We start from the raw sequence: 14,164 nt of genomic DNA, 5'->3' as shown, positions 1-14,164 counted from the left end.
GCTAGAACCGATATTCCACCATAAGCGAGCCAAAATTGTTTCGGGAGTCTTCACTGGGCGGCAGGTTGTCCTCCTCGACCGTGGGTGTGGTGAACAAAAAGCTCAGGTGGGCACCAAAGCGTGGCCCCTCCCAATGCAGTCCCAGTATGCCCTGGCCAACGAAGCGGTTGATATCAACCGTGTTCCTGTCAGTCCAGTCGTTGTCGATAAACAGATTTCCCTCGAATGGCATGGACCAGGCAAAGTAAGTCGCTCTGAACGTGGCTGAAGCATAAATATAAGTGCGAGGACTCGGGAAAATAGTGGCGTCATAGTCCATGCCTCTGCCTATCGGATCAGGTATGAAATGGAACCCTTGCGGGCGGTCACCAAACCGGAGTTCCAAACCAGGCTGAATGAACGTCATGATGTTGCCAGCCGCAAGATCGGCTGTCAGAGCGGCATCGAACCAGGAATTTTGGTAATAGCGTCGTTTGAAACTCAGGTATCCGTTGAGAGTGGGTTCAAAATCCAATTGATTGTCCCAGCCATTCGGATCCTCCCCGTCGATCAGCTCGTGAACCGACTTTTGTGTCTCTTCGGCCAGGGCTTCCTCACCAACCCAGCCGAATAGCCACTGGGCGCCAAAAAAATAGTCGTTATTGAATGCGTAGAAGTTGTTGCCCCACCCAAGATAGCCGATGTAGGGAACGTCGTTCTCTATCAATGAAGACTTTTCAATGTTCGCCGGCGTTTGAATATTTTGGCCAATAGTGAGGCTTTCACGGTAATTGAGGCCGGACTGTTCGGGAATCGCCCAGGCCACCAGAGATTTTCCGAAAGCTGGCGTACCGTTGGTATTCTCAAGAGAGTTAGCGATTTTCGAGGATAGGATTACCGACGTACCGTTTGTGAATTGGTTGTCAGAGCTAAAGATAACGTCATTTGATAGCTCTAGGCGGATATTCTCAGCGCTTTCAGCATGGGTAGCAGCTGCAATCAATGGCACTGTTAAGAACTTGGTCAATAGTGCTTTACTATGGATTTTCAAGCGTTAATTCTCCGATTGAATACACTTTTAGGTCAAGTTGGCAGGAAATTGTATCCGGTGAGGCATGCAGAGGCTTCCGCCGGCCGGGGTACGGTGATTCTGGCTGCCTGTGCCCGTTAGCCCGCTGCCTGGCTGTCTTGTCCGAGACTAGTGTCTCCAGAATGGCATAAATGTACCTCCAGGTAGGGTCAAACACCAGATCAGTGACGGCTACCAGGATGCTCAGCGGAAACATCACCAGCAGGCTACTGACATAGACCGCGATGATTGCGAGGAAAAGCCAAGGGCTGTCACGCCATTGTGGGGACTGAGCGACTCACTGTTTGAGGTTGTTGGCGGCTAGCACGAGCCATTGCCGAGGCAGGTCGAAGGCGCGATTAGCGCGGTCAACAGACCGAGAGTAATGCTAAGAGTGCGAGATATTGGGGGCGTCCTGACGAATCAATAAAGCGTTAAGGATATTGTGACTACCGTAACGAGGCCAACGTCACGATGCCGGAATAATCGGTCACGTTTCCCCGCAATCACTGCCAACACGCTGGAATTCTTCAGCTTTATTCGGCATACCCTTCTTCTTCATCACGAGAAAATGCGGATGCCGGCTGAGAGGATTTCCGTGTGAAAGATCATCGAGGTCTTGCGCCTCAAGCACGAAGTAGGCCTGAGCCACGACCGCATTGCTCGCGCGCCTGCGGTCTCTCCAAGGGCATGGTTGGAAAGTATGTCAGCCAAGCCCAGGCAAAGGGCATTACTTGGCCATTGCCCGAAGACGCAGATGAGGTCTGATTGCACTGGCTCTTTGAGACCGTACTTTAATCTTTATCTTAAGTATATTTGTCCTTGCTCATAAAGAGCTCGGCAATCATTAGCGTCATGATAACGGTCCTCAATTACATTGTGAGAATTGACGCCCGGCCCATCAAAACGTGGATCATCGCATTCACCATCATTGGCCCAATCGCTGGTATTATCACCCCATTCAATACTGCCGACTGATGCTGATGAGCTATCGGAACTTGGCATTTTTTCAGAAATATACAAAGTAGACTGAGGGTAATCGCCAGAGGCATCATAACTTCCTACCCAAATATTGTAGTTACCTGAAGGAGGATTTTGCCACTGAAGCGCAGGATTAGTGCCAGAGGAATCATCGTTGCAGTGCCAGTTACCTGCTGCATCAAATACCACAAGCGTAATATCGTCTCGTGACTCGGCATAAATGGAGAGCATGTGGTTGCCGGCCTGATAGTTAAGATCCACGTCAGGCGAGCTACTCACATAACCACGGCAATGCGCGCCCACTTCACTGGCAGAACGGCTTCCACCTGCAGCTAACGCGATGGTATGCGGGTCTGGATAAAAATTTACGTTCAGATTGACAGTACCCGAAATAGGCTCTTTCTCCCAATCTAAAGCTATAACGGATGTTGCCGACAGGAGTAACAGAGGTGCGAATAAAAGCGGGCTAATACGATATTTACAGTCCATAGTGATTCATTCCATAACTTGAACTAATTTTGATTTTTATCAGCTTGGGCTGATCATCCAAACACTAATTCCAGACTATTCATAAGGCAGGCCTGGAAATAAAAATAGGCGATGGCAATCTTTTGTTTAATCAATGTTTTACTGCAAGAACACGATTCCAAGCAACCATTCACTATAGGTGAAAGCGTAATCTCCTGATCACCGCCCTGCAATGGTTTCGTTCATGTGCAATTCAACGGGATGCCGCCTTTTCAGCGACACTGATCTTTACAGCGTAAAGAGGGAAAAGTGATTCCCAGGACACAGGGATTAATCTCTGGCATGGTTGAATCCGGAAGGCATGACGGAGAGAGATCAGATGATGAGTAAGCCTAACGCAGCAGCATTCTGGCGGTTACTGGCAGCAGGAATAATCCTGGCGCTGCTGACTGGTTGCAGTCGCAGCGACCCGGCCCCTCGGGAAGTCACGCTGGCCGTGCTGGCAACCAATAGTAGCGTCCATGACGGTAACCGTGTAGCCACCCAAGGGCGCGTGCGGTCGTTTGATGATCCGCTGCATTACTGGATTGAAGACGAGGACCTGAACCGCGTGGAAGTTATCCCCCACGCGGTTGTTGCTCCGCACCTGGGGGAAAGAGTTCGAGTGGTGGGCGACTTTACTTACTCCCCTGAAACAGGGCGTAGGCTTGAATTGGAAGGTGTGGAACCTCTCAGCAACGTCGACGACTAACGGTAGCGCTTAGGTAGTGCGGCGCGGGCTGGCAATCAGTTCCAGCACCATATGCGGCACGGTCAAGGCTGCCAGCCCGATAAAAACAATTCGCATTAGCGCTGTCTCGCCAGGCAAGTCGATCAGAAATGGCAGTGCCCCAAGCGCCAGCACATAGGTTGCCAGCGTGATGGGGGCAATGACTTTGAGTCGTTCACGCCAGCCATGCAGGCCCAGGTCCCGAGCAGCCAGTTCCAGGTGGCGCGGGCTGTGGAGGAAGCACCAGTAGGCGATAAAGTACGCCAGTGGGTGCAGCAGCATGGCGCCGACGGCGAGCAATAGGGGGTCGCGCCAATCGCTGGTAGCTCGCTGCGGTTTCAACATCAGGCTCACAGTGAGCACCGCTCCGCTCAGCGCCAGGGTATAAGGCGCAACCGCCACTAACTGATCGGCCTGGGTGGCGCCGAGCATTTCAAACAATGGCGTGACTTGTTCAGGGTGCAAACTGACAGGCAATGATAGTACCCACAGCCCATAGGCCGTGCCGCCGAGCTGGCCGATCCGCACGGCAATATCATCCGCGAAATGAAACGCGGAATAGAGCAAAAACGCCGCCAGGGCAATATTCGGGGCTTGCCACCATAGAGCCAGCACCAGCCCTCCCAGCGCCAGATACCCCACATAGAATCCCAGCAGTTGCAGTCTTCCGTTAAGTGGCAGATGGCGTTGGGCCACTGCGCTGTCCAGGCTGCCATGCGGCAGACCCAGAATCGCCGTGCTGACCGCCAGTATGGCGTATAGCGGCCATTCGCCGGGTACAGCAGAGACGCCAAGTGCAATTCCAAGACCGACAGGAAACAGCCAGAAGGCGGGAGGGCGATTGGCGGTTCTCATGGGCATTGGCCCTCCATCATCAAAATGAAAACTGACCTACGAACTAACCATGGACGCCATGGCGTAAAGCGGTTGTTATCGAGCGCGGGATGCCATCGACCAGCGCGGCCAGGCAGCCCGCATGAAAGGCCCGGGTGGTAGCGCTTTCATGATCGCCAGCAGGTCGCTCCAGCGGGGCTGATCACCCAGAAAACGCCGCTGCTGGCCCGCCGATGTGGCGGAAAACAGCGCTAAAAACCAGCCGGGGGCGGCCTCGGGGTGTTGGCGAATGGCATGAAGAAACACGGTGTCCATCCAGTTCAGCGCGGGGGAACGCAGCCGCGGAGGCGTTAGTTGCCAGTGGCCGTTGGCCCTGGCCTGTTGCAACTGCCTGGCAACCTCGGCGGCGCCTTGCTGGCAACTGGCAAACATGTAGCCGGTCGCCGCCCGCATCCAGCCACCGCGAATGCCTGCAGAGAGATAGCGCGCGTTCAGGGTGGGAGGCGTTACCGGCATCATGGGCAGGCAACCGGTTTCGCTGCGCTGCACCGACCAGTGCTTGCCAAGCTGTTGATTCAGCCAATCGGCAAGCATCCAGGGAAGCTCAGGAGCGAGTAGTGTCTGGCACTGTTCACTGTGCCTATCAGGGTGAAAACAGGTCCATTCCACCAGCAGGCGCTGCTCATCCAGTGGTAACAGGTAAACAAAATTAATGCCGTCCTGCCCGGTTTGAAAATCCATCAGGCAGGCGCTGGAAAGCGCATAACCGTGGCCGGGCCGGTAAATTTCCACGCCATGAAAAACCTGCCAGACACCCAAAGATTGTGAGAGAGCGGTCAAAGGTGGTGGTCGCGTGTCGATAACCAGCCGGGCGTTGAGGTTGCCATGGGAGGTGGTAACACGTAGTGATTCATCCTGCGGCATGATGGCACTGACCTCGACGCCACGTGTCAGCTGGAGTTCTTCACGCAACGCGAATCGGGCATAGGCCGAGCGGCGCATGGCATTAGCCGTTAGCATGGCGTAAGCGTTATCAGGGTCGCAATGCTCGACGCGTTGGCCTTGATGACTAACTTGCCAGCGTGGCCAGCGGTGGCTGATAGCCTCACGGAAAGGGTGGGGCTGCTGGTCCCAGAAGCACCAGGTGCGGTCATGGGTGTCTTCCTGGCGGGCTTCCAGCAAATGCAGGCGCGGCAGCGGCGCATGATCTGGCGTCATGTCGACCAGCCAGCTGGCAATGCTCAAGCCTGCCAGGCCAGCGCCAAGAATGGCGACATCGGTATCGGCGGGCAGCGTCATGGCGCTGATTCTCCCGCGCTACTTTGCGGTTTATCTGCCAGAGTTCTGGGGGCAAGCGCATAGGCTGCCAGAGTTTTTTCGAGCCCCTGGTGAAGCGTCTGATCATGGCGGGCCGGGGACGTATGAATCAGCGTTGGGAGCGCCAAAACGCTTTGCAGCATTTTGCCGGGGGTGGGAACAACAACCCTCTGAGCCCAGTAATCTGGCGCATTTAAAGACACTATACGCCGCCCGATCTGGCGGTAGACCCGCAGGGCAATGCCAATCGCCAATCGTGAGCGAGTCGGTAAATACGCCAGGCCCTGCCAGCCACTGGCGTAATAATCTTCGGCACGCGCAACCAGATAACGGGTTGCCTGCCAGGCCTCGTCGCGGGCATGGGGGGTGCCGCGTACAATCGCATCCGCCGTGACGTTATCGCTCATCCAGGTCTGGGGCAGGTAGAGTCTGCCGCGCTGAGCATCTTCAAGCACATCACGGGCAATATTGGTCATCTGCATGGCAATGCCCAGGTCAATCGCGAAGGCCAGCGAGTGATCCGGGTCGCGGGCGTTCATCAACTGACACATCATGACGCCAACCGTGCCGGCAGCGCCATGGGCATAATCGAGTAGCGCCGGTTCGTCTGGCAGGTGCAAGGGCGAAAGATCCATTACCATGGTGGCCACCAGCGCCTGCATGGCATATAAGCAGCGGGCATCCTGTTCAAACAGTGCCACAATATCGGCTTCAAGGGCATCGACAAGTTGCCGGTCGGCGTCGGTCAACCCCTTATTGGTGAGTGGCTGACTGCCTAAGGCGGGCAGGTGAGCCTTCAACCGGGATTGCAGGCAGCAAAGCACCTTCCTGGCCCGTTGCCGTTCCGGGGTGCTCACCGCGTGATCGGCAATATCGTCCACCTGACGGCAGACATGATAAAGCCTGGCACCATCGTTTAATTGCTGACGAGGTAAAAAAAAACCGGCCCAGTGAAAGCTTTTACCATGTCGCCGCAAAGTGGCGTGTGAGGTTGTCGTCGCTGTCGTCGTCATGCCGGGGTCTCGTCCTGAGTCGGGATGCCTTGAGGACGCGCAACGGGATAGGCTTTTCTTACCAGCTTTTCTACCACTCCAGCAGAAGATACCACGCCGGGCACCCCGGCACCGGGGTGAGTGCCAGCCCCTACGAAGTAAAGATTCTGATAATGCGGCGAGCGGTTGTGGTAACGAAAGCCGGCCGACTGGGTCAGGGTTGGAGCAATGGAAAAGCCGCTGCCGAACGGACTGGAAAGTTCACTGTGAAAATAGCGCGGCGAAACGGTATGCGTTGCCTCCAGCTGCTCAAACAGGTCTGGCATCAGGCGTTGCTGGAGTGTTGTCAGAATGCTCTGGGTCAGCTGAGGTTCCTGAGTCGCCCAGTCCTGCTGGCCTTGCAGGTTAGGCACTGGGGCCAGCACATAAAAGGCATCGCCGTTTTCCGGCGCCATGTCCGGATCTGTAGCGCTTGGCCGGTGCAGGTAAAGGCTCAGATCTTCGGGTACTTCGAAATCATCAAAGATGCGGTCGAGAATTTCCTGGAAAGTGTCTCCAAAGACGATGGTGTGATGCTCGAGTTCGGTGTAGCGGCGCTTGGTCACAAAATAGACAACCAATAGGCCCATGGACTGCTTCATCCGGCGTCGAAAGCCGTTGAGCAGTTTGCCCCAGGCGGGCAGGGGCAGCCAGTTTTCATAAACGTGCAGTGGGTCGACGTTGCTGACCACAATATCCGCTGGGTAGTGTTGTCCGCCGCTGACCTCAACCCCTGTGACCTCTTTTTTGTGCACCTGCAGGCCTGTCACCTGTTGATGGCAGTGGATAACGCCACCATGGCGTTGAAACAGCTCCGCTAGAGCGCTGACCAGTGCCCCCGTGCCCCCTTTAGGAAACCAAACGCCGCCACGCCGCTCGAGCGCATGGATCAAGCCGTACAAGGACGATGTGCGAAAGGGGTGGCCGCCCACCAACAACGATGGCACAGAAAAAGCCCGCCGCAGGCGCTCATCATCAAAAAAATCCGACACAAACGTATAGAGACTTCTGTCAGCTCGCAAGCGCACCAGGTCAGGCAGAACCTTGAGCATATCGTTGACTCGGGTAAAAGGTTGTTCGGCAAGATCCACAAAGCCGCGTTGGTACATTTTTTCGGTGGCGGCAAGGAAGTCGGTATAGCGGTGGCTGGTTCCCGGCGCTAAACGCTCGATTTCTGCCATGGTGTCGTCAATGCTGCTTTTATAATCAAAGTAGCTGCCATCGGCGTAATCCATGCGATAGAAAGGCTCCACCGGTAAGAGCGTTACGTAATCGTCAAGACGTTCACCGAAGCGCTCAAACAACTCTTCAAACAGAAAGGGAGCGGTAATCACGGTGGGGCCTGCATCGAAAGCCACCCCTTCAAGATGAAAAACGCGAGCCCGGCCACCGAGGTCGCCATGCCGCTCCAGTAGCTCGACTTGCCAGCCGTCAGACAGTAAGCGCAACGCTACCGCTAGGCCACCAAAGCCTGATCCAATCACCACTGCGCGGCGGCGTTCATGGTGAGGATGAGAGACAGAATCCTGGGGCTCAAGAGGCGCAATAACAGTCATCGGAGCGATTCCTTCGGCTAATGTGAGGGCGGCATCGCCTGGCGATGTGCTTGAAGCTGGTCACGTAATCTGGCCAGGATGGTTAATAGGGCAGCGCCCAATTGCTCAGGAAAATGGCTAACCAGGTGTTCCGCGCGTGTTAGTGCCGCAGACGCATGGCGAATGCAGCGCTGCAGAGTGTGCCAGGCAGGGTCAGGCAACTGATGAGTGAAAAATGGCCAGTGCTGTGGCCAAGCGTGGTAAGCATGAAACGTCTGTGGCTGACAGTGATCCACTGCGCTTAGGTCAACGTCATCCAGGTCATCAATGATCTGGTAAGCCAATCCAACCGCTTCGGCAAAGCGACGAATATGGCGGTGTTGGTCGTTACTTAGGCGGCCACCCAGGGCGCCGGCCTCCAGAGGCAGGGCAATGAATGGAGCAGTTTTGGCCAGTGTGGCCTCAAGGTAAACGCCAAGGCTGATACGCCTGGCCTGAGCAAATTGCGAATTATTGTCTATCGTACTGGTGGCACACTGCCGATCAGGGCGGGCTGTATCAGCCACTTCAATGCTTTGGCCAGCAATAACCCGGCTGGTTCGGTCAGTCAGCAGCTGCAAAAGTGCGAGGCAATGGGCCGGTGTATCACTTTGCATGGCCGCCTGAAAGGCGGCGGTTAACAGCAAATCGCCGCTACATAGCGCGACGTTGGGATTATCGCGCCGCCATACGGAAGGCTGGCCGCGGCGCTGCGCATCGCCGTCGCACAGATCATCATGCACAAGGGATGCATTGTGAATCAGTTCCGAGGCTGCTGCCGCCGCAATGCAATGTTGCGATGGAGCTCCATAAGCGGCGCCGCTCAGCAGCGCCAGGCGAGCGCGTAGCTGGTTACCTCGGGTTGAGAGATGATAAAGACTGGCAGCGGTGGCGGGCCAATCGGCAGGTGCCTTGAGGCTGGTACGCATCAAAGCATCAACCTGTGCCAATTGACGGGTGATGTCATCGTCGTGTTGCGAACTTTCACACGCTGCCCGAGCAGGTATAGTACTGTCGTCATTGGCGTCGTCATTGACACTTTCAATGGCAGGGGCATGGCAAGACCGGTATACCGATGTGCCTGTATCACCCATGTCATTGAAAGTGGCATTTTGATTGCAAGTTGCAGTGGCCATACCAACATCCTTTTGCTCGTGGCCTTCCCTGGCCAGAAAACTCCTATAATGGACGGTCGAGATTTACAAAAATTTCGATGTCTCTTCACCTTCGACGCTATCTTCGTCTGCCGGTGTGGCAACAGCGGTTTCGTTGTTGGCTTCTTCACTTTCGGCCTGCGACTTGCGCATCGCAATAAAGAAGATGAATACCCCGAAGACGGCCTTGGCGACGATGTCGGCAACGGTATAGCCAATTTCAACAGCTGTGATGGCGGCACCACCGGTCAGGCCCACCAGCGGGAAGAGGTAAACAATCGGATAGAATAACCAGGACCCAATGACCAGGTAGATCGAAATCTGAACCAAGTTCTGAACGCTTTCCGGCTGCTTGGAAATCGACTCTTTCAAGCCAACCACCAGCTGGTAAACGATATAGACGAACGGAATCATCGACAGCACCCAAAAGACAAAGCGCAAACCGCCGACACTTGATACTTCACCTGGGTAACCCAGGATAATCATTAAGGCGGCAGCACCACCCAGCACGGTCGACTTCTTGATGGTGTCTGATTTCGACAGGCGCATGACCAGGATCAGCTCAACGAGCAGAAGGGGAACGGTCAATAGCCAATCTACGTAGCGATAAGCCTGGTTAAAGGGCTTGCCGGTTGCAATAACCTCGCCTGAAGTGATGTCAACAGCAGCATTCCACGACAGCATGATCTGCAGGTAGTGATAAGCCGCCACTGCCGTTACCAAGCCCGTGATAGTGACGGCCAGGCGGTAGGCAGGGGCGATTTCAGACTTCATTAACCAGAAAAACAGCGTAGCGGCTGCCATCACGGCAAAGCCAAACGAATAGCCATTCTGAACAAATGAATACTGTCCCAAGGATAAAGCTTCAAGTTCCATGAGTTGTTCTCCAGCGGCGTTAAATGGTGCAAGCAGTCACCGTATACTTGCTTCTGACCTACTCGCGCACTTATTGGAGGATTTGCTTGATCAAACCAGTAAGTACAGGCACACGGTGTGCTGCCGACAGATTGCCTTCCACAAAGGTTATTCAGGAGTTCATTAATGAATAACATTAATCAAATTAGACTATAGAAAACCCTGCCGCAATATGTTGTACAAAAAAAATTCAAATATATATTAACGTATGATTAATTACCCTTTGTTGAATTATTTAATACACTGGATATGGGCCTTTTTTATTGCGAAGAGTGGGATTTGTCTTCTTATATGCTTAAAATGCTGGTAAAAACTACGATGTTGCTCAGTTAGGGGGCAATAATGTTAGATCGTGAAGAATAGAAAAGTTATACAGAAAGCCCACGCAGAGGTGAGGAAGAAGCTTCAGCAACCTGTCGGCGTTTCTGGGAAGGGGTTTCCCTGGAGCTGGTTCCGACCTTTCTCTATCGGTTTCGCTATCACGACTGTTACGGTGAGGCTGGCAACGAACATGAATTGTGCTAGGTATATATCCCCGTTCGGATGCTCTAGTCACCTTCAATGACAGCGAAGTCGCCGATTAGCGGTATATGGCACCGTAAGCATTGGATAACGCGTTGGATGTGAAAGCGTAACGTTACACGCCATGGGTAAAGCGTGAGTGATCTCAACTGCGCCGTCGGTTCTGTCGCCAGGTAGCAGCCTTCTTGTCATTGCTGTTTTTAAACATCCTCAGCAGCAAATCTCTTTACACAACTATAAAATTAGTTATATTGAATCGTATGACTGTAAAAACAGACCATGCAGCTGCCGCGCTCTCAGCCCTGGGACATCCTGCCAGACTTACACTGTTCCGTTTGCTGGTTCGCGCTGGACCGGAGGGTTTGCTGGTAGGTGAAATTGCCGAACATCTGGATATGCCAGCCTCTACGCTTGCACACCACTTGCGGAACTTGAAACAGGCGGGATTGGTCCTGCAAACCCGTAATGGACGTGAGGTGCAGAATGTTGCCGACACGGGCGCGTTGCGTGAGGTGCTTGACTTCCTGATGAGCGAATGCTGCACAGGGGTGCCTGCGTTGAATCTGAATGCCTGAAAATGGCTGACTAAAATAACTATTAAACTAGAGATGTAGATATGAAAAATCAGACTCTTCCGCAACCGGGCGCGCTTGGCGTGATTTTGCAGCACATCTGGAACAAGGAACGTCCTTGGTTGGCCTTTGTGATGATTCTGATGGCCCTTGCCTTGTTTGACACGGGGCAGGTTGCCCCCTCTGTGGCCATGGTGATAAGCGCACTCATCTCGATCGCACCCTTTCTGGGCGCCTCGATCCTGATCGCTGCATGGGCAGGTGCAACCGGGGCCGACAACCTGATCGCCCGCGCTTTCACGGGGGCACCTGCCATGATGATAATGATGGGGGCGCTGGCAGGTGGGTTGTCGCCGTTCTGCTCTTGTGGGGTGATCCCCCTGATCGCCGCCTTCCTTGCCATTGGCGTTCCGCTGGCTCCGGTTATGGCATTCTGGTTAGCCTCGCCGTTGATGGACCCGGCCATGTTCGTCCTGACGACAGGGGTATTGGGGTTCGAATTCGCCATCGCCAAGACGCTTATCGCGGTTGGCATGGGGGTGCTCGGGGGCACGATCGTGCATCTGCTGATCCGCGCGGGCGGGCTGACTGATCCGCTGCGTGATGATATTGGGAATGGCGGCTGCGGCGGTGCAAAAGTGCGAAACCCAAAGCCCCCGGTTTGGCGGTTCTGGCAAGATCCCGTTCGTGTGGCCAAGTTTCGCACCGAGGGAGTCAAGACCTTCCTCTTTCTTCTGAAATGGTTGTCGCTGGCCTTCCTGCTGGAAAGCCTGATGTTGGCCTATGTGCCTGCTGAACTGGTGACGCAGGCGCTTGGAGGCAACGGTCTTGCGCCCATTGCCATTGCAACGCTGGTCGGGGTGCCGGCCTATTTCAACGGTTATGCTGCACTGCCACTGATCGGCACACTGATTGACCAAGGTATGCAGGCAGGTGCGGGCATGGCCTTCCTGATTGCCGGCGGTGTGACTTCGCTTCCCGCTGCCATTGCCGTGTGGGCGCTGGTCAAATTCCGGGTTTTCGCGCTGTACATCGCGATCTCGTTGGGGGGAGCCTTCGTTACAGGCTTGATGTTCCATGCCTGGACCCTTTTGTAAGGCCCGGGCCAGGTCATGATTGAGATGCCTCCCTGTGCGGCGTCCCGGGGGTGATTTGTTCGATGACAACCAATTGAGATTCCTGCGGGAAAAGGCGGATTGTCAATTTGCAAGCCTTTGCGCTTGCAATAACAAAGTCGCAAGCTCGTTAAAGCCGACTCCCCCGCTTTGTGCGAGAAGATAGCGAGGATGATGGGTCATTCTGTCTAACCATCGGCCAATATTGGCGACGCCGAAAGTATGTGTCAGGTAAGCAAACAGGGACTCATCGTTAGGAGAGTCGCCGACAAAAGCGACATGTCGTTGAATGGAAAGTTCGTTTAAGTCGTATTTGTACTGTAAAAGACGATGCGTCATTGCTTGCTTGCTATAGTCACCGAACCAGGCATTGATATGAATGGAGCTAGCGCGTGCATTCGCCCCAGCTTTATGGAACGTGGCCAATGTTCTGTCAATGTCTACAGCCGATATGCCGTGTACATCCTGCCCGTGATCGAGCGCGACATCGGACAGCCGGTAGGATTGATCTTTTGCTAATCTGAGCGCGGGTACACGTGCCATAGCGTCTTCAGCGATACTTAGCAATCGTTGTTGGCTGGCAAACCTTACTTCCGGTGTATCCCAGCTATGGTATTCGACCTTACCGGTACGGTCGCGCTCGAAATAAAAGGCACCGTTTTCACCGATGACGGCAGGCACGGGCCAGAGCCGGATCATCTGATCGCACCACCCCGCACACGCGCCCGTGACCGGGATTACCTCAATACCGGCGTCATTTAGGCGATATAGTGCTGAAAGTGTCTCGGGCAGGAGTTGGCCATCTGTGGTGAGCGTATCGTCCACATCGGTCAAAAGGTAGCGAATGGAAGTGAGGTGGTTGGCCATGGGCATCATAGATTCGGTTCAGTGTGAATAATATCGACGCCCGGAGCGTGGAGGGCTGAATAGGCGTCATAAATCGCTGAGAATAATCCTTAATCACGCCATCTAGCCTTCCCCCAGGCTGTCCCTTCATGGAGGTCGTTGACAAGGCTATTGTGGCGACTCTTTTTCGCAACAATCCAGCACGTGTGGGACGAGAACTCTGGCGTCTACGGGCATCCGTAAAGTCTGGCGTCAACTGCGCCGAGAGGGTATTCCGGTGGCTCGCTGCACCGTCGCTCGCCTGATGCGCCAGTTGAGGTTACGCGGCGTGATACGAGGCAAGCTAATTCGTACGACCGTTTCTGGCCCCAACAAAGACTATCGCCCAATCCACGCCACCAGAGAGGTTTCTCCTAGCGCATGGCGCTCGTGGCGAATACGGCTTATCGCTGCGTAGGGCAAATCCATTACCAGCGTCCGTGAAAGCGGCTGCTTTAAGACTTGGCGCAGCAGGCCATTGCACACAAACAAATGGGTTACCACTAATATATGGTGGCCTGGTGGATGGGTCAGCAACTGCTCCCAGACCTCGGCTAAGCGTGCATCGAAGGCCTGCAACGTTTCGCCACCCGGAGGCGAAACGCGGCTGGGGTCATGCCAAAACGCCGCCATCTTCCCGGTACCTTCTTCAGCAGCGACTTGAGCATGGGTTTTGCCTTCCCACTGGCCCAAGTACAGCTCGGCGAGGTCGTCTTCGACTTGCACGGGCACGTCGAATTCCTCGCCAAGCCATAGGGCAAACTCGCGGCAGCGCAAAAGCGGCGAGGTGATAATGGCGTCGTAGGGCAAATGGCCGTCTATCTTTTGACGCATCACTGCGTGGGTCGCCTGCTGCCAACCGATCTCGCTTAGCGGGTGGTCGGTGGTGCCGCGCAGCATTCGGCCGCCCACCGGCTCACCATGGCGGAGTAAATCAATAGTGGTGATTGCCGCGTCGGGAAAGCGCATCGTTGGCTCC

The 14,164-nt window shown here is 54.7% G+C and carries 14 protein-coding genes and 1 pseudogene; 4 read left to right on the top strand and 11 right to left on the bottom strand.

Annotation, left to right across the window (positions count from 1 at the left end):
• Position 1 precedes the first annotated feature (1 nt).
• From QC823_RS02455 to QC823_RS02445, 3 genes are all read right to left on the bottom strand, one after another.
• Positions 2–1,030 carry a lipid A-modifier LpxR family protein gene (locus QC823_RS02455; protein ID WP_309654780.1) on the bottom strand — a complete coding sequence of 343 codons (1,029 nt, stop codon included), beginning with the start codon at positions 1,028–1,030 and terminating at the stop codon, positions 2–4.
• A gap of 508 nt (positions 1,031–1,538) precedes the next feature.
• Positions 1,539–1,700: a hypothetical protein gene (locus QC823_RS02450; RefSeq protein ID WP_309654779.1), complete on the bottom strand. Its 162-nt coding sequence runs from the start codon at positions 1,698–1,700 to the stop codon at positions 1,539–1,541.
• Positions 1,701–1,849: 149 nt separating this feature from the next.
• On the bottom strand, positions 1,850–2,518 hold the full coding sequence (locus tag QC823_RS02445) for a hypothetical protein (RefSeq protein ID WP_309654778.1): 669 nt from the start codon (positions 2,516–2,518) through the stop codon (positions 1,850–1,852).
• Positions 2,519–2,879: 361 nt separating this feature from the next.
• Here QC823_RS02445 and QC823_RS02440 point away from each other — a divergent pair, with 361 nt between their 5' ends.
• On the top strand, positions 2,880–3,248 hold the full coding sequence (locus QC823_RS02440; protein WP_309654777.1) for a hypothetical protein: 369 nt from the start codon (positions 2,880–2,882) through the stop codon (positions 3,246–3,248).
• A gap of 9 nt (positions 3,249–3,257) precedes the next feature.
• Here QC823_RS02440 and QC823_RS02435 read toward each other — a convergent pair whose 3' ends face one another.
• The 6 genes from QC823_RS02435 to QC823_RS02410 all read right to left on the bottom strand — a co-directional run bounded on the left by QC823_RS02435 (position 3,258) and on the right by QC823_RS02410 (position 10,052).
• Positions 3,258–4,127, bottom strand: a complete 870-nt coding sequence (locus QC823_RS02435; protein WP_309654776.1) for a Brp/Blh family beta-carotene 15,15'-dioxygenase — start codon at positions 4,125–4,127, stop codon at positions 3,258–3,260.
• Between the two features lie 69 nt (positions 4,128–4,196).
• Positions 4,197–5,399 (bottom strand): lycopene cyclase family protein, encoded by a 1,203-nt coding sequence (locus tag QC823_RS02430; RefSeq protein WP_309654775.1) that lies wholly within the window; start codon positions 5,397–5,399, stop codon positions 4,197–4,199.
• Entirely contained in the window at positions 5,396–6,430 is a 1,035-nt protein-coding gene (locus tag QC823_RS02425; protein WP_309654774.1) for a phytoene/squalene synthase family protein, read from the bottom strand. The genes QC823_RS02430 and QC823_RS02425 overlap by 4 nt, the downstream gene beginning before the upstream one ends.
• Positions 6,427–8,004 carry a phytoene desaturase family protein gene (gene crtI / locus QC823_RS02420; protein ID WP_309654773.1) on the bottom strand — a complete coding sequence of 526 codons (1,578 nt, stop codon included), beginning with the start codon at positions 8,002–8,004 and terminating at the stop codon, positions 6,427–6,429. The genes QC823_RS02425 and crtI overlap by 4 nt, the downstream gene beginning before the upstream one ends.
• A gap of 17 nt (positions 8,005–8,021) precedes the next feature.
• Positions 8,022–9,158, bottom strand: coding sequence for a polyprenyl synthetase family protein (locus QC823_RS02415; RefSeq protein ID WP_309654772.1), 1,137 nt, complete (start codon positions 9,156–9,158; stop codon positions 8,022–8,024).
• A 63-nt stretch (positions 9,159–9,221) separates the two neighbouring features.
• Positions 9,222–10,052, bottom strand: a complete 831-nt coding sequence (locus QC823_RS02410; protein ID WP_309654771.1) for a bacteriorhodopsin-like — start codon at positions 10,050–10,052, stop codon at positions 9,222–9,224.
• 746 nt (positions 10,053–10,798) lie between these two features.
• Here QC823_RS02410 and QC823_RS02405 point away from each other — a divergent pair.
• A complete protein-coding gene (locus QC823_RS02405) occupies positions 10,799–11,188 on the top strand; it encodes an ArsR/SmtB family transcription factor (protein ID WP_309654770.1) in 390 nt (129 codons plus the stop codon).
• Between the two features lie 41 nt (positions 11,189–11,229).
• A complete protein-coding gene (locus tag QC823_RS02400; protein ID WP_309654769.1) occupies positions 11,230–12,282 on the top strand; it encodes a permease in 1,053 nt (350 codons plus the stop codon).
• 102 nt (positions 12,283–12,384) lie between these two features.
• Here the strand turns inward: QC823_RS02400 and QC823_RS02395 are convergent, their stop codons facing one another.
• Positions 12,385–13,167 carry an HAD-IIB family hydrolase gene (locus QC823_RS02395; protein WP_309654768.1) on the bottom strand — a complete coding sequence of 261 codons (783 nt, stop codon included), beginning with the start codon at positions 13,165–13,167 and terminating at the stop codon, positions 12,385–12,387.
• 174 nt (positions 13,168–13,341) lie between these two features.
• On the opposite strand from QC823_RS02395, the pseudogene QC823_RS02390 reads away from it, so the two are divergent.
• A pseudogene (locus tag QC823_RS02390) lies at positions 13,342–13,510 on the top strand (IS3 family transposase); the annotation flags it as partial.
• 14 nt (positions 13,511–13,524) lie between these two features.
• On the opposite strand, the gene QC823_RS02385 reads toward QC823_RS02390, so the two are convergent.
• Positions 13,525–14,154 (bottom strand): histidine phosphatase family protein, encoded by a 630-nt coding sequence (locus QC823_RS02385; protein WP_309654767.1) that lies wholly within the window; start codon positions 14,152–14,154, stop codon positions 13,525–13,527.
• Between the last annotated feature and the right edge of the window lie 10 nt (positions 14,155–14,164).

The organism is Vreelandella vilamensis (assembly GCF_031451755.1).
GTDB classification, from domain to species: Bacteria; Pseudomonadota; Gammaproteobacteria; order Pseudomonadales; family Halomonadaceae; genus Vreelandella; species Vreelandella vilamensis.
This window is presented reverse-complemented; position numbering and strand designations above follow the sequence as displayed.